Annotated in this window: 18 protein-coding genes; 9 read left to right on the forward strand and 9 right to left on the reverse strand. The window is 28.9% G+C overall.

What is annotated here, in order from left to right; all coding sequences use genetic code 11:
* Window positions 1-34: 34 nt before the first annotated feature.
* Genes ACKU4C_RS07680 through ACKU4C_RS07690 form a run of 3 tightly spaced genes read right to left on the reverse strand, consistent with a single transcriptional unit; the run spans window position 35 to window position 6,165 of the window.
* Window positions 35-1,804: an AAA family ATPase gene (locus tag ACKU4C_RS07680; protein WP_321311091.1), complete on the reverse strand. Its 1,770-nt coding sequence runs from the start codon at window positions 1,802-1,804 to the stop codon at window positions 35-37.
* Between the two features lie 15 nt (window positions 1,805-1,819).
* Window positions 1,820-4,975 carry an SbcC/MukB-like Walker B domain-containing protein gene (locus tag ACKU4C_RS07685; RefSeq protein ID WP_321311094.1) on the reverse strand — a complete coding sequence of 1,052 codons (3,156 nt, stop codon included), beginning with the start codon at window positions 4,973-4,975 and terminating at the stop codon, window positions 1,820-1,822.
* On the reverse strand, window positions 4,975-6,165 hold the full coding sequence (locus tag ACKU4C_RS07690; protein ID WP_321311096.1) for an exonuclease SbcCD subunit D C-terminal domain-containing protein: 1,191 nt from the start codon (window positions 6,163-6,165) through the stop codon (window positions 4,975-4,977). The genes ACKU4C_RS07685 and ACKU4C_RS07690 overlap by 1 nt, the downstream gene beginning before the upstream one ends.
* A gap of 217 nt (window positions 6,166-6,382) precedes the next feature.
* Between ACKU4C_RS07690 and ACKU4C_RS07695 the strand changes: the two genes are divergently transcribed.
* The 3 genes from ACKU4C_RS07695 (at window position 6,383) to ACKU4C_RS07705 (ending at window position 8,916) form a co-directional block, all read left to right on the forward strand.
* Window positions 6,383-7,003, forward strand: coding sequence for a UPF0323 family lipoprotein (locus ACKU4C_RS07695; RefSeq protein ID WP_321311097.1), 621 nt, complete (start codon window positions 6,383-6,385; stop codon window positions 7,001-7,003).
* 3 nt (window positions 7,004-7,006) lie between these two features.
* Window positions 7,007-8,185 carry a glutathionylspermidine synthase family protein gene (locus ACKU4C_RS07700; RefSeq protein ID WP_321311099.1) on the forward strand — a complete coding sequence of 393 codons (1,179 nt, stop codon included), beginning with the start codon at window positions 7,007-7,009 and terminating at the stop codon, window positions 8,183-8,185.
* Between the two features lie 77 nt (window positions 8,186-8,262).
* Window positions 8,263-8,916 (forward strand): hypothetical protein, encoded by a 654-nt coding sequence (locus ACKU4C_RS07705; protein ID WP_321311101.1) that lies wholly within the window; start codon window positions 8,263-8,265, stop codon window positions 8,914-8,916.
* Here ACKU4C_RS07705 and ACKU4C_RS07710 read toward each other — a convergent pair.
* From ACKU4C_RS07710 to ACKU4C_RS07735, 6 genes are all read right to left on the reverse strand, one after another.
* On the reverse strand, window positions 8,906-9,859 hold the full coding sequence (locus ACKU4C_RS07710; protein WP_321311103.1) for a tetraacyldisaccharide 4'-kinase: 954 nt from the start codon (window positions 9,857-9,859) through the stop codon (window positions 8,906-8,908). The two genes, ACKU4C_RS07705 and ACKU4C_RS07710, sit on opposite strands and share 11 nt — an antisense overlap.
* A 3-nt stretch (window positions 9,860-9,862) precedes the next feature.
* A complete protein-coding gene (locus tag ACKU4C_RS07715) occupies window positions 9,863-10,999 on the reverse strand; it encodes a DegT/DnrJ/EryC1/StrS aminotransferase family protein (RefSeq protein WP_321311105.1) in 1,137 nt (378 codons plus the stop codon).
* Window positions 11,000-11,143: 144 nt separating this feature from the next.
* Window positions 11,144-11,353: a hypothetical protein gene (locus ACKU4C_RS07720; protein ID WP_321311107.1), complete on the reverse strand. Its 210-nt coding sequence runs from the start codon at window positions 11,351-11,353 to the stop codon at window positions 11,144-11,146.
* A complete protein-coding gene (locus ACKU4C_RS07725) occupies window positions 11,354-11,581 on the reverse strand; it encodes a (2Fe-2S)-binding protein (RefSeq protein WP_321311109.1) in 228 nt (75 codons plus the stop codon). It abuts the gene before it with no gap.
* Window positions 11,574-11,804 carry a (2Fe-2S)-binding protein gene (locus ACKU4C_RS07730; protein WP_321311111.1) on the reverse strand — a complete coding sequence of 77 codons (231 nt, stop codon included), beginning with the start codon at window positions 11,802-11,804 and terminating at the stop codon, window positions 11,574-11,576. Before ACKU4C_RS07730 ends, ACKU4C_RS07725 begins: the two co-directional genes overlap by 8 nt.
* Window positions 11,805-12,560: a TerB family tellurite resistance protein gene (locus ACKU4C_RS07735; RefSeq protein ID WP_321311113.1), complete on the reverse strand. Its 756-nt coding sequence runs from the start codon at window positions 12,558-12,560 to the stop codon at window positions 11,805-11,807.
* Between the two features lie 81 nt (window positions 12,561-12,641).
* Here ACKU4C_RS07735 and tatB point away from each other — a divergent pair, with 81 nt between their 5' ends.
* The 6 genes from tatB to ACKU4C_RS07765 all read left to right on the forward strand — a co-directional run bounded on the left by tatB (window position 12,642) and on the right by ACKU4C_RS07765 (window position 18,346).
* Window positions 12,642-13,088, forward strand: a complete 447-nt coding sequence (gene tatB / locus ACKU4C_RS07740) for a Sec-independent protein translocase protein TatB (protein WP_321311115.1) — start codon at window positions 12,642-12,644, stop codon at window positions 13,086-13,088.
* Window positions 13,088-13,822 carry a twin-arginine translocase subunit TatC gene (tatC, locus tag ACKU4C_RS07745; RefSeq protein ID WP_321311116.1) on the forward strand — a complete coding sequence of 245 codons (735 nt, stop codon included), beginning with the start codon at window positions 13,088-13,090 and terminating at the stop codon, window positions 13,820-13,822. Before tatB ends, tatC begins: the two co-directional genes overlap by 1 nt.
* Entirely contained in the window at window positions 13,812-14,849 is a 1,038-nt protein-coding gene (gene queA, locus ACKU4C_RS07750) for a tRNA preQ1(34) S-adenosylmethionine ribosyltransferase-isomerase QueA (protein ID WP_407933733.1), read from the forward strand. Before tatC ends, queA begins: the two co-directional genes overlap by 11 nt.
* Before the next feature lie 12 nt (window positions 14,850-14,861).
* Window positions 14,862-15,599: a 3'-5' exonuclease gene (locus ACKU4C_RS07755; protein WP_321311119.1), complete on the forward strand. Its 738-nt coding sequence runs from the start codon at window positions 14,862-14,864 to the stop codon at window positions 15,597-15,599.
* Between the two features lie 71 nt (window positions 15,600-15,670).
* The gene (locus ACKU4C_RS07760; RefSeq protein ID WP_321311122.1) at window positions 15,671-17,005 is read left to right on the forward strand and encodes a sodium-dependent transporter; all 1,335 of its coding nucleotides are present in this window, start codon (window positions 15,671-15,673) and stop codon (window positions 17,003-17,005) included.
* Window positions 17,006-18,346 (forward strand): sodium-dependent transporter, encoded by a 1,341-nt coding sequence (locus ACKU4C_RS07765; protein WP_321311124.1) that lies wholly within the window; start codon window positions 17,006-17,008, stop codon window positions 18,344-18,346. It begins immediately after the preceding gene.
* Window positions 18,347-18,352: the final 6 nt, after the last annotated feature.

Consider the following 18,352-nt stretch of genomic DNA (forward strand, 5'->3'; position numbering starts at 1 on the left):
ACCTTTTGTGTAGAGGGATTTAGAGATATTCATATTAATGTTCACTAATTTCTTTTAAGTATTTAAGTATTGGAACAGTATCTATACTATCATGTTCTAAATTACAACTTAATATTTCTTTCCAGTATTTATTAGCAAAATACGGTTTTCCATGTGAACCTGTATATCTTGGTAATCTTAATAACTCTTCAACAGAATTATCTTGATGAGCAGGTTCAAAGGTAGTATTATGGACTCTTAAGATACCTACATTTAAGTCTGTATTGTCTGAATCTAATTTTATTTGTTCATAAATAGTTTTTTGAATTCCTGATGTAAATATAGGATTAGAATATTGATCAACACCTTCTTGTACACTAGAGTCTGTATCACAAATAACATGATATTTAATATTAAATTTAGAAAAAACTTTTTGGTAAAATGGAATATTATTAACTGTTCCACAATTTACAATAAAAATATCTTTTTTACAATCTACTTCAGAAAAATAACCTCTTAGAATAATTTCTTCTGTAGGACCTTCAATTAAAATTACTTCATCAGCATAAAAAGATTCACAAATAAAAGGATTAAATCTTAAAACTTCATTCATTTCATCTTTTAGTTGTGATACTGAAATCTCTTTTACATCTGACAAATATTTATCATTAATTTGAAATAGTTTAGTACCTAATTCATTATTTATCATTCTTATTAATGAAGATTTTGGTTTTGAAATATCTATCATTTGAGGGGAATGAGATGCACATAAAACTTGATATGGAAATTTATCTTCTGTAACTTTATAAATTAAAGTTCTTAGTTCTTTCATTAATCTTGGATGTAAAAATAGTTCAGGCTCCTCAAATAGAACTAGATAATCTTTTCTATTTTCTTCTCTTTTGAATTCTTCAGCGATATCTCTCATTAATAATAGTGTAAATATTGCAGTTCTTATAGCACCATGACCTACTTTATCATAACTATTAGGAACTGATGAATCTAGTTTTCCATCTTCTTTTAATTTATTAAAATGTATACTAAATTTTTTACCAAACTTACTTTCTGACCAAACTACTTTATCTTTTTCAGTTAATTCAATTTTAATATTCGGAAATAAATCTGCAAAATGTTCATTAACATCTTTTTTATATTTTTTTATTGCTTTTGGGTTATACAATTTATCTTGTAAATCTTTAATTGTTTGCTGTGCTTTTTTTAATTCTTCTCTTTCAGAATCCTTTAAACCTTTTGTTAATTTATCTGCAAGTATAGAATTTATTATATCTTCAACTTCTGTTTCAGAAGGCATTGCTTTAATAAAAATTGGTCGTGGCAATAATGATTGAAATACACCATCTAAACCTATTCCTCCATAATTTTTTTCTTTCCAATCATTTTCCTCTGGATATTCCCAATTTTCATTATCATTATTTAAAGTATAATTTTTTACATTCTCAATTTTACCTTGTAATGACAACTCATATATCCTTCTTATTTTAAGACAATTATTCTTTAGCCATTTATCTTTTAAAGATTTAGATTTTCCCGGAGCATTACTTTCAATTCTACTAAAATCAAGTTCATCAAGTTCAAACATAAAAACAAATTCAATTTTAGTTCCTTCTAATTTTTTAAAAAAGTCATCAATGGTAGGTTTTTGGTTTGAAAAGAAAAATTCATAAGATTTTAAAAATGTTGACTTACCAACATTATTTTGTCCAAATAAAAAAATTGTGTTTGTATTATTAAAATCAATTAAATTATTTTCTATTCCACCTGATATGCCTCTAAAGTTATTTACACCAAATTCTAATATTTTCATTTAAATCCTTATATTCTAATTTATATTCAACACACTCGTCCCATCACCTTTAGGCTCAACCTTTATCTGCAATGGAATTCTCTCTTTTAGTGCTTCCACATGGGAAATCACACCTACCATTTTTCCACTACTTTGTAGTTGATTTAGTGCATTTAGTGCTAGTTCTAAACTATCGCTATCTAGTGTTCCAAACCCCTCATCTAGGAAAAGTGAATCTATACTTATCTTTTGGCTTGCTAGGCTTGATAGTCCTAAGGCTAAAGATAGACTTACTATGAAGCTTTCTCCCCCTGAGAGTGTGTTTACACCTCTTACCACATCTCCTTGGAAGCCGTCAATTATCTCTATATCTAAGAGTTTGTTTGATTCTGTGTTTCTTTGGAGTTCATATCTTGGGCTTAGTATTTCTAGGTGTTTGTTTGCTAGGTAGATTAGTTGGTCTAGGGTTATACCTTGGGCAAATTTGGCGAATTTATCCCCTTGGCTTGAGCCTATCATTTCATTTAGTTTTACCCATACTTGGAAGGCTTGTTTTTTCTTTTCAAGTTGTTTTATTTTGTCTTCTGATTTTTTTATATTTTGGGTATTTATCTCTAACTCTTTTGAGATACTTCCTATGGTTTCTTGTAGTTGATCTATTGTGCTTTGTAGGTTTTGTAACTCTTTGTTTATATCATCTTTATTTTGATTTGTAGGGTTTATCTCTTTTTCTAAGAGTTTGTGTTCCTTTAGTTTTTTGTTTGTATCTGTTTTTAGAGTTTGTATTTGTGTGTATTTCTCTTCTATGGTTTTGCATAGATTTGTTAGGGTTTCAAACTCCTCTTTTGGTAAGTTTGCTTTTTCAAACTCGTCTTGTGAATTGAAGCCATACTCTACTAAAGCTTTTTCAAACTTCTCTTTTATGATTACAAGGTTTTGTTTATCATCTTCTTGTTTTTTGTTTAGTTGAATTATCTGTTTTGATAGAGATTCATCTTTTGATTTTAGGCTTGAAAGATGGTTTTGTAAACTGTTATATTGTTTTGAAACAGTGTCTAAACTCTCTTGGATATTTTTCTCAAAAAAGTCTAAATCTTCTATGTCTAAGATATTTTTGCTTTGGATTTGAAGCTTTGTTATCTCTTCTTTTAGTTTTGATTGTTCCTCTTTTAACTCTTTTATAGTGTTTATACTTGTATTTATCTGCTGTTGTTTTTGTAGCTCTTTATTTAAAGATGCTTGTAGAGACTCTTTTTTTACTTGTAAAGACTCTTTTTGCTCTCTTAAAGCAACATACTCTTTTAGCTCGTTTTCGCAAAATTGCATTTGCTCTTGTAGTGTGGCTTTTGAGTCTTCTTGTACTTTGAAATCGTTTGTTTTAAAAAACTCTTCTATTTGCTCTTTTGTAGTTTGTTGTTTTTGTATTTCTAGGTTTGAGCTTTCAAGTTTTGAGCTAAGTTTTGCTAGGTTTATTTGAGCGTTGTTTAGTTCACTGTTTTGCTCTTGTAGATAACTTTCTTGCTCTTTTATTTTAGCTGTCGTTTTGTCTATGTCAATATTTAAAGAGTGGTTTATATATGGATGCTCTTTTGAGCCACATAAAAAGCACTCTTGCCCATCTTTTAGTTTAGCTCTATCTTGCTCGTAGTTTTTGATAAGAAGCTCTTTTTCTCTTGTTTGTTTTAGTGAGTTTAGAGTTTCGTTTATTTGGTTTATTAGTTTTGTTTTTTCTTGGTTTAGTTTTGTTTGTGATTCTATTTGAACGTTGTATTCTTTTATCTTGTTTTGTTCTTGTGTGATTTGCTCTTGTAGTGTTTCATAATCACTTAGGGCTTTTAGAAGTACCTCTATCTCTTTTAATTTGGCTCTTGTGTTTTGCTCTTTTTGGTTTATATCTTTTGTTTTGGTTTCTAGTGCTTTGTATTGTTCTATTAGAGTTTCTAACTGCTCTTTTTTTGTGTCTAGATTTGATGAGAAGTTTTTGTATAGATTGTCTATTTGTGATTCGTCATTTAAAAGTGTTTCAAAAGCTATCTCAAAATGCTTTGCTAACTCTTGTAGGTGTTGTGAGATTTTTTTGCTTTTTTCTATGAAAAGTTGGTTTTTACCATCACTTTGTGTTTTTATAGTTCTTAGTTCTTTTAGTTTTTTATAGTTTTCATTGTATGTTGTTTGCTCTTTTTCAAGGCTTTGTTTTGAGAGTTTGAACTCTTGCTCTTTTGTTTGGATTTGTTCTTTTAACTCTTTGTCTTCTTTTTGCAAAGATTCTAAGCTTTGTTTATCATTTGTGATTGTATTTATTAGTTGGTTTTTCTCTTGGTTTAGTGCTTGTATTCTTATGGCTTTGTTTGCTAATTCAAGCTTTGTAAATTGCTCTTTATTGTTCTCTTTTTCTTTGCTTATTTGCTCGAACTCTTGGTTGTATTTTAGACTATCAACTTCTAGTTTATCAAGTGTTTCTAGATAATTTGATAGTTTTTTTAGTTCGGTTTCTTTTTTATCTAGTTCTTGTTTTTCTTTTTTGTTTGTTTCTAGTTGTTTTGTTTTTTCTTCTACTATGTTTGGCTCTAGTAATTCTATACTTCCTAATGCTATCTCATCTGCTTCTATCTCTTTTTTCTTGTGTGAGTATGTTTCATAGATACTTTGTGAGATCTGTTTGTAGATATATGTTCCAGTGATTTTTTCTAAAAGATTTGAACGTTCGTTTTCTTTAGCTTTTAAAAAGGCATCAAAACTTCCTTGGGCTAACATCATAGATTGAACAAATCTATCAAAATCAAGCCCTGAGATTTCTTCTACTACCTTTGGTACTTTTGAAAGGTACGATTCTAGTATTTTATTTGTGTCTAGTTCAACTATCTCCATCTTTGCAGATTGGAAATTTCCATTTGGATTTTTTCTTGCTCTTTTTTGCGCCCAAGAACTTCTATAGACTTTGCCTTTGATTTCAAACTCCACTTCACATAAACACTCGCCTGTGTGTCTGCTCATCAGGTCATTTGGGTTTGTTAGTCTGGCTGTTCTTCCATATAAAGCACAAGTGATTACATCTAGGATTGTACTTTTCCCTGCTCCAGTTGGTCCTGTTATGGCAAAAAGAGATTCATCTTTTAGAAACTCTTGAAAGTCTATTTCAAACTCACCTTTTAGGGAGTTTATATTTTGTAGTCTTACTTTTAGTATCTTCATTAGATTTGTTCCTCTTGATGAAGATTTGAGACTACTTCTTTAAAAGTTTGAGATAACTGTTCTTTAAACTCTTTATTTTCTATCTCTTCTAACTCTAATCTTTTTTCAAAGACCTCTTGCACACTTAGTTCATCTAGGCTTATAGCTTTTAACTCTTTTGCTCTTAATTGCTTTTCGCTTTTTTCTATTTTAACAGCTAGGATTGTTAGCTCTAGTTTTGTGGCTAACTCTCTTATCTTAGTATTTGCAAACATTGGGTTGTCATCTTTTATATGAACTTCTATCCATGTTGTTTTATCTTCGATAGCTTTTAGCTCTTTTTTTATAGTTTCCAAATCACCTTTGATAACTTGAAGCTTTCTTTTTAAAGGGATTTCTAATTCTTCTACTTCTACATTTTTCCCTATAGTTACTAGATTTACCTTTTGAGTGTTTTTTGATTCAGAAAAACTAAGTGGTATTGGAGAGCCAGAATATCTTACATGTTCATTTCCTACAGTTTGATTGATATGTAAGTGTCCTAAAGCTACATAGTCAAACATACTAGCTAAATAATCCCCACCAATATCAAGTGTTCCACCTATATAAATATCTCTTTCACTTTCACTACTTCTACTACCAACTGTAGTCAAGTGTCCCATAGCTATAATAGGTGTATTTGAGTCTAATTCTTTTGCTTTGTTGTAGGCTTTTTCATAGTAAGCTTTGATACCATTGTTTGCTAATTTTTCTTTGTCACTTACTGTCTCACCGCCAAGTGATTGTCTTATGACGCTATCTCTTAAAAATGGTACTGCACAAACTACCGCTTTAGTAGTATCGCCCTCTTTTATAGGGATGATTATGTTTTCATTTTCATCACCATTTACTATTACATGTACATTTAGTGCTTCAAGTAGTTGCTTTGGTGCTTTTAAAGTTGAGACAGAGTCATGATTTCCAGCAGTGATGATTGTAGTATTTAAACTATTTACTTGTGATAGTTGTTTTAAAAAGTTGTAGTAAAGTTCAAGTGCATAGTTTGGTGGTGTTCCTGTATCAAAAATATCTCCTGATACAAGTAATACATCTATATTATTTTCTTTTATTGTATTTAAAAGCCAAGATAAAAAAGCTTGATGCTCTTCAATTCTGCTTTTTCCCATGAAGTTTTGACCTAAGTGCCAGTCAGAAGTGTGTAATAATTTCAAAATAACCCAACCAAATATATTTTAACAACTATTATATAAAGAATATCATTAAATAGTATAAGAGAAAGTTATAAAAAATAATAATTTTATTAAATACGTCACAGTTTATGTCACAAAATCCATTTTTACAAAAATAAATAAAATCTTTCATCAAAGTTTATTAAACAATTTAGTAAGATAAATCTTTTAATTTTAATATATATAAAGGGTTTTAAAATTGGCTAATAAAAATAAACATATTAAAAAACTATCAAACTATGCACTTGTCGGTGGATTAGGTGCTTTTTTAATCACAGGTCTTACAGGTTGTGACAACAAAGGTGTATCTGGTCAAAATCAAGGGCAAGGTGGTTCTGTTTCTGATGCGACTCAAAAACAAAATGCTTTTGTGATTATTGAAAAAGCACCAGATGGCACTTATTCTATTGCAGATGAATTTCCTGCATCTAAAACAACAATTGTTTTAAGAAATCCTGATGGAACAGAAAGAATACTTTCTCAAGAAGAAATAGATGCTTTAGTAAAAGAGGAAGCTGCAAAAATAGATGCAGGAACTTCAGGTCTTACAAATCCACAAATGAGTGAAGGAATGGGTCTTGGTGGAGTTCTTTTATCTTCTATTGCTGGTGCTATGCTTGGTTCTTGGATTGGTAATAAACTATTTGGTAATCAAAACTATCAAAATCAAAGAAAAGCACAATATAAATCACCACAAACTTATAGTAAATCTCAAAGTTCATTTAAAAAAGCAGCTACAACATCTAGTAGCACAAAAAAAAGTGGATTTTTTGGAAGTAGATCAGGTAGTTCAAAATCTGGTTCTTTCTTTGGTGGGTGATAAATGAAACTAGAAAAACTACAACCACTAACTGATGAATATTTAGAATCAATAGGTTTTGTCTGGCATACAGATGAGGACAATTCTTCATATGTTGTTGATGAAATTGTACAAATCAGTGAAGAGGAAGCAAACACCTATTATGAAGCTGTAAATGAGCTATATGATATGTTTTGTGAAGCTGGTGAATATGTAATTGAAAACAATCTATTTCATGATATAAATATACCTTTTAACCTTGTAGAAGTTATAAAAGAATCTTGGGAAAATGATGTTCATTGGCATCTTTATTCTAGATTTGATTTAGCTGGTGGAATTGATGGAAAACCTATCAAACTTATTGAGTTTAATGCAGATACTCCAACCTCACTTTTTGAAACAGCTATTATTCAATGGGCTATGTTAAAAGCAAACAATTATGAAGAAGCTAGTCAATTCAACAATCTATATGAGGGACTAAAAGACAACTTCAAAAGAATCATCACTTTAGATACAGAGATAAAAAAATTTGAAGAGTATTACTCAAAACTAAATTGGAAGATTTTATTCTCTTCTATTTCTAGTTCTAGTGAAGATATAAATACAACTAAACTTCTTCAACATATAGCATCTGAAGCTGGATTTAATACAGACTTTGAATATATTGAAAATGTACAATTTAGTGATGAAGGTATTTTCAAAGATGAAGAAAGCTTTGAATTTTGGTTTAAACTTATCCCTTGGGAAGATATAGCTATAGATGAAAATGAACTTGCACTACTTTTAACAGAAATTGTAAAAGAGAAAAAAGCAATCATTTTTAACCCTGCATATACTTTGATGTTCCAATCAAAAGGTTTTATGAAAATCTTATGGGATTTATACCCAAATCATCCCCTACTTTTAGAAACTTCATTTGAGCCTTTAGAGGGTAAAAAGCAAGTTGAAAAAAGATGTTTTGGACGAGAGGGTGCAAATACTAAAATCATAAATGCAGATGGTTCTATTGATGTTGAGACACAAGGTGTTTATGAAGGTCATAAAGCTATTTATCAAGAGTATGTAGAACTTCCAACAGATAGTGAAGGAAACTCTTATCAAGCAGGTGTTTTTTATGCCTATGAAGCTTGTGGTTTAGGCTTTAGAAGAGGTGGAAAAATCCTTAACAATATGTCAAAATTTGTAGGACATATTATAAAATAAAATATTCTTTTAATTTTGATGCAAAATCATAATTTTGTAGTATACTTCGCCGTTTTATTTTACTACAAGATTATGAGATGGCACACAGACATTATTTACCAATATTTAAAGAGATAAAAACAAGTAACTTTTTGAAGTTACAGTCAATCGCACTTTTTATTACAACATATATTGATTGGACTTTGATCCCTTTTGTTACAAAACTTGAAGGTACTTATTTACCTGTATTTATGATTAGTTTTTTTATGTTAGTTGGGGCTTTAGATGGATTTATACAACCACTTTTTAAAAATATAAAAATATATAACATCTATTTATTTACAATTTTATTGGATATCATTCAAATAGGAAGCTACTTTTTCTTTTCATATTCTATTTTATTTTTTACTTACCTAATACTAGTTATATTTACAATTCAAGCTATAACCTTTGAGATTGCAAGAGTTCATACAGTTGATTTTATGCAAGATGAAAAAATAGAGTTAAAAGATTATTTAATGTTGCGTTCTTTTATGATATCTTTAGCAATAGTAACAGGAAGTTTAAGTGCTATGCTCTTTGACTATTTTACAAAAGAGTTAAAATATCTTTTGATTTATTTAGCTATGTTGGGGATTGTTGGAATTTTATTCCAATTTAGACTTTTTGAGAAGTTTAAAAGAAGAGTGATTTTCAATGAGATTGAAATAGATAAAGACAAAACAGAACTATTTGAAAAATTTAAGGTTTAAGATATTGATTAATATATTCATCGATTAGTTTAAAGTTTGCACTATTTATAAACTCCAATTTTAAATCCATCAGAATTATATCTTCCATATTAAACTTTTCTAACTTTACAAAATCTTTTGAAGTAGTAACTATAGTGTATCCCTCATATTTATCTTTAATAGTGTTCAATTCTTCCAAAGTAAAATCATGATGGTCTTCAAAAGCTTCCATTTTAGTACCCTTTGGTAAAAATTCTAAAACTCTTTTTGGTTTAGATATTGCAGTTAAAAAAAGTAATTTTAGAGGTAAAACATTTAAAATAGCACCATCTCTTACAAAAGTAACCACTCTTTTAAAATTAACCCCTTCTTTTATCTCCAAATCAGCAAAAGAATAAGCCATTTTTGGCTCTCTATATCCTCCACTTGGAAGACAAAATATATTTGTAGGTTCCTCTTTTGGTCTAATCAATACATCAAACTTTTTAATATCATATTTAGAAAAACCATCATCTAAAAATACTATTTTACAACCCAGTTCTTTGGCCTTTAAAATAGCTTTTTTTCTATCTTCACTTACAATAACTGTAGCATTTGGCAAGGAGTTTGAAAGTAACATTGCTTCATCACCACTAGTTTTAACATCTTCTAATATTTTACCTCTATTTGATACAACAAATAAACCTTTTGATTCTCTTCCATAACCCCTTAAGATAACAGCTACATCATCATATTTTCCAGCTAATTCTATAGTCATAGGAGTTTTGCCACTTCCACCAACAATAATATTTCCAATAGAGATAATAGGAATACCAAAGTCAATAGTTTTTGCACTAGCTCGTTTAAAAGCGATAATAAGCATATAAATAAAAGTTAAAGGAAGTAAAATAAAAGAGATGATTCGTTGAAAGAAGTTAGGGAAGAAGAGATATTCTTCAACCCATAAAAAAAACTTTTGATTCAAAGGTTATACCCAATCAGTAGCTATTTCAATAATTTGATCGCAAATATAATTAACCTCTTCATCTGTTAAACCTGGATACATAGGTATCGATAATATTTGTTGATATGAAGTTAATGCTGAACTAAATTCAGTAATTTTAATAGAATATTTGTGTTTATAATAAGATAAAAGATGAAGTGGAATATAGTTTAATCCTGTTGCAATTCCTCTTTCTCTTAAAGCTCTAGCAAAAGCATCTCTGTTTCTAGAGATTTTGATTATAAAGTGTGTAAAAATATGCTCATCTTTGTGTGATGGTATAGTTACATGTTTAATTCCAGTTAATCTATCTTTATAGATTTTTGCAATCTCTTTTCTTCTTTTGATAAACTTGTTTGTTTTTTTAAGTTGAGCTAGTGAAAATGCAGCATCTAACTCTGAAATATCATATTTATGACCAATATCAACTACATCATAGATATAATCTAAGTTACCAAAATCATCATATGTAGTAGTAATAGCATGTGTTCTAAGTAGTTTTGCTCGTTCTGCTATCTCTTCATTGTTTGTAACAATAACACCAGATCTACTTACTGAGTATTTACCATTTGATGGATTTGTAGAGAAGATTGTCATATCAGCTCTTAAGCTTCCTACAGTTTCATCATTATAAGTTACACCTAAAGCACAAGTTGCATCTTCTATAAGTATGATTCCATATTTTTCTGCAATATCATAAATTCTATCTAGATCAGGAGTTTGTCCTGCAACGAAAGTAATTATTGCACCTCTTAATTTTTTTGTTTTATTTTCTGCAAGTGCTTTTTCAAACTTATTAACATCAATATTCATATCTTCTGTATTGATATCTATAAAAATTGGCTCTGCATCAAAATGTCTAACAACTTCAGGTACATTTACAAAAGAGTTAACAGACATTAAAATCTTGTCCCCTCTTTTAAGTTTTATTGCACTCAAAGCTAAATGGATTGCAGCAGTAGCATTACAAGTAGCTACAGCATATTTTGCACCTACAAAGTTAGCAATATTGTCTTCAAACTCAACAACTTTGTTATTATCTTTGTTCAGCTCTAATACTGACTTAATCTGACTTAACTCTTCTTCACCTATTGATGATTGATAAAAAGATATATCTTTCATTATTAACTCCACTTTATATTTGCAATTACAGTTAATTTTGCTTTTTTCTATATAATTAGCATTTATGCCATAATTTTTTCTTTTAATTTTCCCCAAATATTAATAAATTTATCTTATTATTGGGCTAAACCATCTTATTATAATTTAATCTTCCTTTGTTTTTTCATAAATTTCATCTAAAAATAACGAAGTAGTTTCTTTTATTTTGCTTTTTTGTAACAAAAGTTGCTCTTTTATTGAAATTAACTCATCTAACTGAAAATACTCTAAATAATTTGGATTAATCTCAATTGAATCTTCACCAGTGGTTGAAATCAAACTTTTTATATCTTCTATAATCTCTTTTTTTTCCATTTACTTTACAAACTTATTTACTATTTGTTCTAAATAAAGTTCCATTTTTTCTACACCAATGTCTTTATCTGAACTTTGACAACATTTACAACATGTGCCAGCATCTGTTAACTCTCCAATTTTTTCAATTGAATCAGCACCATTCTCTTTTATTGAAAAGATTATCTCTCCCAATGTTACACCTCTACATTTGCAAACTTCAAAAGAATGAGGAAAACTCTTAGCCATCTATTACCTCTTTTAAGATATCTTTTAAATATATCTCTTTTTTTATTTTTCCAAAATCTGTTTCAGGAAAAATACAATGCCTACAATCTGTACCAGCTGTTGTAAAATCTTGTATTTGACCTAAAGTCTTGATTTTATTTGTATTGATAGAAGTTATAAGTTCACCTAAAGTTACTTTTTTACAATTGCAAACTTCATAATCATGTTTAAAATTTTCTATCAATTATATGCCTCTACTTTTTTTGATAAGTTCATAAGCCTCATTTATCTCTTGAAGCTTTTTAGTAGCTTGATTGATAATATCTTCTGAAGCCCCCTGTCCAGCAACAATATCAGGGTGATGTTTTTTAACCAAAGTTCTATATTTTTTCTTCAAAGTATTATCATCATCATCTTTATTAGCTTCTAAAACTTCATATGCTTTTTCTAAAGATATTGTTTCATTCTCTTTTTGATTTCTATAGAAATTTTCAAATCTATTTACTAGGTTTTCAAAATCTACTTTTTTTATCTGTAAAGCATTTGATATATCTTCAGTTATCATAAATTCAGTTTGTGAAAACTCTTTATCAATAAATGCAAGATTTAAAAGATATTCTAATATTTTAACACGTTTTTGGTAGTCATGTCTTGTTATTTTATATAATTTCTCACATATATTAATAGTATTATCAAAGCTTTCTTTTTCTGTTTTATAGATATCTTTTAGTTTTTCTCTCACTTCTTCAGAGTTTTCAAAATGTCTAGAAATGTCTGTAAAAGTGTGCTTTAACATCTCCGCTTCAAGTTCACTAACTTGCCCATCTGCTTTAGCAACTTTTGCCATAAGTGCAACAAGAAGACCTGCTTCATGGTTCATTAAATCACCATTAAATCTCTCTTTTATATCTAATTTAATATTCTCAAATTTTTCAGTTTTATACCCTCTTGCAATAAAATAAAGTATAACTCCAATTATCAGTAAAACAATAAGTTTCATCATAGTCCTTTTAAATTAATGGAAAGATTTTAACAAAAATTAGGTAAAATCTCTACTTTTAAAACCAATTTGGAGAAGTATATGTTTGGAATGGGGTTTATGGAAATACTTCTAATTGCAATAATTGCTATTATTGCATTAGGACCTGAAAAACTACCTACAGCAATGGTAGAGATTGCAAAGTTTTTGAAAAAATTTAAATCAGGTGTTGAAGATGCAAAATCTACTTTAGATAATGAATTAAACATATCTGAGATGAAAGAAGAAGCTGCTAGATATAAAGCACAAATTGAAGATGCAAAATCTACATTAAATGTAAAAGAAAATTTAAATTTAGGGCTAAATGATATTATCAATGAAGATGATGAGAAGCCTAAAAAATCAAAAGAAAAAGAAGATAATAAAGAAAAAGTTTCATTAAAAGAGCCTAAGAAAAAAAATAAAGAAGAGGCTATTGAAGTGGAAAATGAAGCTGACAAATTTAAAGTTAAACTTGAAGATTATGATAATAAAGAGGAAGTTAAATAATGTTTGAAGATTTAAAACCACATATAGCAGACCTTAGAAAAAGACTTATTAATTCTGCTATTTGTTTATTTATTGCATTTTTTGCTTGTTTTACTTTTTATGAACCTATATTAACGTGGATGATGGTTCCTGTAGAAGCAGTACTTCCTCCAAACTCACAAATGGTTGCAGTTGAGATACAAGAAACATTTTTCACAGCATTAAAAGTTGCTTTTTTTGGTGGTTTTATTCTTTCATTACCAGTTATATTCTGGCAAATGTGGCTATTTTTAGCTCCAGGACTTTATGACCATGAGAAAAAACTAGTTATCCCTTTTGTATTTTTTGCAACACTTATGTTTTTAAGTGGAGCGGCATTTGCTTATTGGGTAGTTGTGCCATTTGGTTTTGAGTTTTTAATTAACTTTGGTTCTGCTGTTGTAACTGTATTACCAAGTATTGGTAAATATGTTGGATTTTTCACAAAGCTTTTATTTGGTTTTGGAGTTGCATTTGAACTTCCAGTAATAACATTTTTCTTAGCTAAAATTGGACTAGTTGATGACAGAATGTTAAAAGATTTCTTCAAATATGCAGTTGTATTAATTTTCATATTTGCAGCACTTTTAACTCCACCTGATGTTTTAACGCAATTTTTAATGGCTGGACCACTTATTCTACTATATATTGTTTCAATATATATTGCAAAAATATTTAATCCTGCAACAGTGATTGATGAAGATGATGAAGAGTAAAATGGAGCTTGATCCACTAAAAACTTCTAGCTATGATTATACTTTACCAAAAGAACTCATAGCTACTCATCCTGTTTATCCAGCTGATAGTGCAAAACTTCTAGTTTTCAATAGAAATGAAGATAAAATCATTCACACTACTTTTAAAGATTTAATGCAATTTATCCCTGAAGAAACATCTATTTTTTTAAACGATACAAAAGTTATAAAAGCAAGAATTTTTGGAAATAAAGAATCAGGTGGCAAAGTAGAACTTCTATTTAATAAACCTTTATTTATGGACAGATTTCTAGTGATGATAAGAGGAAAAGTAAAAGTTGGAAATAAACTATTTTTTGATGAAGACTTAAGTGCAGAAGTTTTAGAAGTAAACGAAGATGGAAGTAGAGTTGTAAACTTTTTTAAAGGGGATAAAAAACTTGATTTTTTATCTTTAGTTGATATTTTAAATAAAATAGGACACCTTCCTCTTCCACCTTATATGAATAGAGAAGATGAAGAGAAAGATAATCAAGACTATCAAACACTATTTGCTAAAAAATATGGTGCAGTTGCAGCACCTACTGCATCACTACATTTTACAGAAGAATTATTGGAAAATATAAATAAAAAATTTCCAGTAAACTATTTAACTTTACATGTTGGAGCAGGTACGTTTAAACCTGTAGATGTGGAAGATATACTTTCTCATCCTATGCATAGTGAATACTTTGAAATAGATGCAAAGGCAAAAAAAGCTTTAGATGAATCAAAAAAAGTTTTAGCAATTGGTACAACTGTTACTAGAACAACTGAGTATTATGCTAGAACAAATAAAATACAAGGTGAGTGTGACCTTTTTTTAAATCCACTAAATAAACCAATAAAAGTAGATCATCTACTAACAAATTTTCATCTACCAAAATCTACTTTAATTATGCTAATAGCATCATTTATAGGTCTTGAAAAGACATTAGAAGTTTATGAAGAAGCTATTAAAAACAAATATAGATTTTATTCGTATGGTGATGGAATGTTAATTATATAAAAAGGAGAACATATGCCATATTACGTATTATTTGATACAGAAACAACAGGAAACCAAGAAGAAGATAGAGTGATTCAATTTGGTGCTATGATTGTTGATCAACAAGGAAAAGTTGAAGCACACGATGAATTATGTTCTACTGATGTTGAAATAAAACTTGAAGCAATGGAAGTACATAATATAACTCCTAATCTACTTGAAGGAAAACCAAAAGCAACAGAAACAACTTTTTACAAAAGATTAGAAGAGTTGAACTCAAATGAGAATTATCTAATAGCACATAATATTAACTTTGATATGGGAATGATTGAAAAGGAAGGGTTTATTAACTCTTATCAAACTATTGATACTTTAAGATGTGCAAAACATTTATTTCCTGAAATGCCATACCATAGATTACAATACTTAAGATATGCCTTAGAATTATACAAAAAAGAGGAACAAGAAGCTGCTAAATATAACATAACTATTAAAGCTCACGATGCAATTGGTGATGTATTAGTTATGAAACTTTTTTTATCAAAATTAGTTGGAAAATGTAGAGAGATTTATCCTGACTATAACCCAATGGAAAAATTAGTTGACTTAACAAAAACTCCAGTACTTATAAAAACCTTTAGATTTGGTAAATACAAAGGTAGAGATATAGCTGAAGTTGCCCAAGAAGATACAGGATATTTAAACTGGATGAGAACAAATTTAGATTTAGATGAAGATTTAAAATATACTCTTGACAAAGTTTTAGGATAATCAAACCTAGTTACATAAAAGTTTCATTTAAATTCCACTATAATTCCATAAATTTATAAAAAGGTTTGGCATTGAATAAATTTTCACGGATTGGATTTATCTTAGCAGCAGCTGGTTCAGCTGTTGGACTGGGTAATATTTGGAAATTTCCTTATATTACAGGAGAATATGGTGGAGGTGCTTTTGTTTTAGTTTACCTTATCGCCATTTTATTTATAGGACTTACAGTTTTTTTAGCAGAAGCTGTAATTGGGCAAAATGGGCAAGCAGATGTATCTACATCATTTGTAAACATAGCTAAATCAAAAAACCCTAATTGGAAAATTGCGGGGTTTATGGTGGCAACAGGATTAATTATACTTTCTTTTTATTCTGTGGTTCTTGGTTGGATTTTAGATTATGTGATCTCTTCATTTAGTAGTTTACCTACAAAACCTGAAGTAGCAGGTGCAAAATTTGAAAGTCTTATTTCAAATGATATTGGTTTACTTTTAACTTATCATACTTTAATTGCAGCTTCTGTTATTTTTATTGTTTTAAAAGGGATAAAAGAGGGAATTGAAAAAATCAATTTAATATTAATGCCCTTATTAGGATTAATTTTAATAGGACTTTTAATTTATGCTTTGACTCTTGATTCTTTTTCACAAGCAGTATCTTTTATGTTTAGACCCGATTTTAGTAAAATAGATGGAAATGCTTTATTAGCAGCATTGGGACAAGCCTTTTTTACTCTATCACTTGGAGTTGGTACAATTTTAACTTATTCTGCATCTTTACCAAAAGAAACCAATTTTGTAAAGTCTTCTTTTTATGTTGCAGCAGTAGATACATTAATAGCTATTGTAGCTGGATTAATCATCTTTTCTTTTCTTTTTGAAGCAGGAGCACAAAGTGCAGCAGGTCCTGGGTTAGTATTTATTTCTCTTCCTGTTATCTTCTCAGGTTGGGGAGTTTTAGGTCATATAATTGCTGTATCATTTTTTATTGCTTTAATTTTTGCAGGAATCACTTCTGCTGTTTCAATGATTGAGCCTTCACTTAGATTTTTTATTGAAAGATTTAAAATAACAAGAACAAAAGCTACTATAATTTGTGGCTCAATATTTTATATTTTAGGTATTGTTGCTTTACTTTCTATGTCAAAAAGTTATAGTTCAGAACTTACGTTTTTTGGAAAAAATGCCTTTGATATAATGGATTTTATGACTTCTTCAGTTATGATGCCACTTGCAGCAATTTTAACTTGTGTATTTTTAGGATACTTTGTTGATAAAAAACTATTAGAAGAGAAGTTCTTAGCACATACTTCAAAAAATGTATTTAATTCTTGGTACTTTTTAATTAGATTTGTTGTTCCTATTGCTATTACAATTTTATTATTAAATAAATTGGGAGCCATATAAATGAAAGTAGGATTTTCAAGAATTGGATTTATCTTAGCAGCAGCTGGGTCTGCTGTTGGACTTGGTAATATATGGAAATTTCCTTATGTAACTGGAGAAAATGGTGGTGGAGCTTTTGTTCTTATATATTTATTAGCAATTGCTTTTATTGGACTTACAATTTTTATTGCTGAATCATATATAGGTAGAGAATCAAGAGCAAATGCAGCTGCTGCTTATCAGATTGTTTCAAAATCAAAAAACAAAAACTGGAGATGGGCAGGATTTCAAATATTTTCTGGAATTGTAATATTATCTTTTTATGCTTTTATTATAGGTTGGATTTTAAACTATATTATTATATCTTTTACAGGACTTCCAACTACTTTAAAAGAAGCCCAAACTGTATTTACAACATTAATTACAGAAAAGATAGGTTTACAAATTTTATTTCATACTATTGTAACAGCAACTGTAGTTTTTATTATCTTAAAAGGTGTAAAAAATGGTATTGAGAAATTAAACTTAATTCTAATGCCTCTACTTGCAATTATCCTTTTTGGTTTATTAGCATACTCTTTTACACTGGATTCTTTTTCACAAGCTTTAGAGTTTATGTTTTTGCCAGATTGGTCTAAAATAAATGAAAATGCAATATTAGCAGCTGTTGGACAAGCATTTTTTACATTGTCTCTTGGTATGGCTATTATTATTACCTACTCTGCTTCTATGGCAAAAGATGGAAACTTTATAAAATCATCTATTATGGTTGCTATAGTTGATACTGCTGTTGCATTAGTTGCTGGAGTAATCATATTTTCTTTCCTATTTGCAGCAGGTGCAGAAAGTACAGCAGGACCAGGTCTTGTATTTATATCATTACCTCTAATATTTGGTGGATGGGGAATATTTGGACAAATTGTTGCCTTAGCTTTTTTTGTAGCTTTATTATTTGCTGGAATCACTTCAGCTGTATCATTATTGGAACCACCACTAATGTATTTAATGGAAAAATATAAAATAACAAGAAAAAAAGCAACTGTAATTGCTGGTTCATTTTTTTATATTCTAGGTATTTTTGCTTTATTATCAATGAGCAAAGATTATGGTACTTTATTAACATTTTTTGATAAAAGTTTATTTGATTGGTTAGATTATTTGACTTCTTCTATAGCTATGCCAATATCTGGTTTTATAACTTGTATTTTCTTAGGTTTCTTTACTGATACAAATAAATTAAAACAAATATTTACAAAATATGTTCCCCTAACAGTATTTAATATCTGGTTGATTTTAGTAAGATTTATTGTTCCAGTTGCAATTGTTTTACTATTTTTAAATAAACTTGGAGTTATTGGTTAGAAGATA

The sequence above is a fragment of the Halarcobacter sp. genome, assembly GCF_963676935.1.
Classification (GTDB): Bacteria; Campylobacterota; Campylobacteria; order Campylobacterales; family Arcobacteraceae; genus Halarcobacter.

Coding starts and splice junctions, on each gene's coding strand:
- ACKU4C_RS07680 (WP_321311091.1), bottom strand. CDS start 1,804: ATGAAAATATTAGAATTTGGTGTAAATAACTTTAGAGGCATATCAGGT.
- ACKU4C_RS07685 (WP_321311094.1), bottom strand. CDS start 4,975: ATGAAGATACTAAAAGTAAGACTACAAAATATAAACTCCCTAAAAGGT.
- ACKU4C_RS07700 (WP_321311099.1), top strand. CDS start 7,007: ATGAAACTAGAAAAACTACAACCACTAACTGATGAATATTTAGAATCA.
- ACKU4C_RS07705 (WP_321311101.1), top strand. CDS start 8,263: ATGGCACACAGACATTATTTACCAATATTTAAAGAGATAAAAACAAGT.
- ACKU4C_RS07715 (WP_321311105.1), bottom strand. CDS start 10,999: ATGAAAGATATATCTTTTTATCAATCATCAATAGGTGAAGAAGAGTTA.
- ACKU4C_RS07720 (WP_321311107.1), bottom strand. CDS start 11,353: ATGGAAAAAAAAGAGATTATAGAAGATATAAAAAGTTTGATTTCAACC.
- ACKU4C_RS07725 (WP_321311109.1), bottom strand. CDS start 11,581: ATGGCTAAGAGTTTTCCTCATTCTTTTGAAGTTTGCAAATGTAGAGGT.
- ACKU4C_RS07735 (WP_321311113.1), bottom strand. CDS start 12,560: ATGAAACTTATTGTTTTACTGATAATTGGAGTTATACTTTATTTTATT.
- tatB (WP_321311115.1), top strand. CDS start 12,642: ATGTTTGGAATGGGGTTTATGGAAATACTTCTAATTGCAATAATTGCT.
- tatC (WP_321311116.1), top strand. CDS start 13,088: ATGTTTGAAGATTTAAAACCACATATAGCAGACCTTAGAAAAAGACTT.
- queA (WP_407933733.1), top strand. CDS start 13,812: ATGAAGAGTAAAATGGAGCTTGATCCACTAAAAACTTCTAGCTATGAT.
- ACKU4C_RS07755 (WP_321311119.1), top strand. CDS start 14,862: ATGCCATATTACGTATTATTTGATACAGAAACAACAGGAAACCAAGAA.
- ACKU4C_RS07765 (WP_321311124.1), top strand. CDS start 17,006: ATGAAAGTAGGATTTTCAAGAATTGGATTTATCTTAGCAGCAGCTGGG.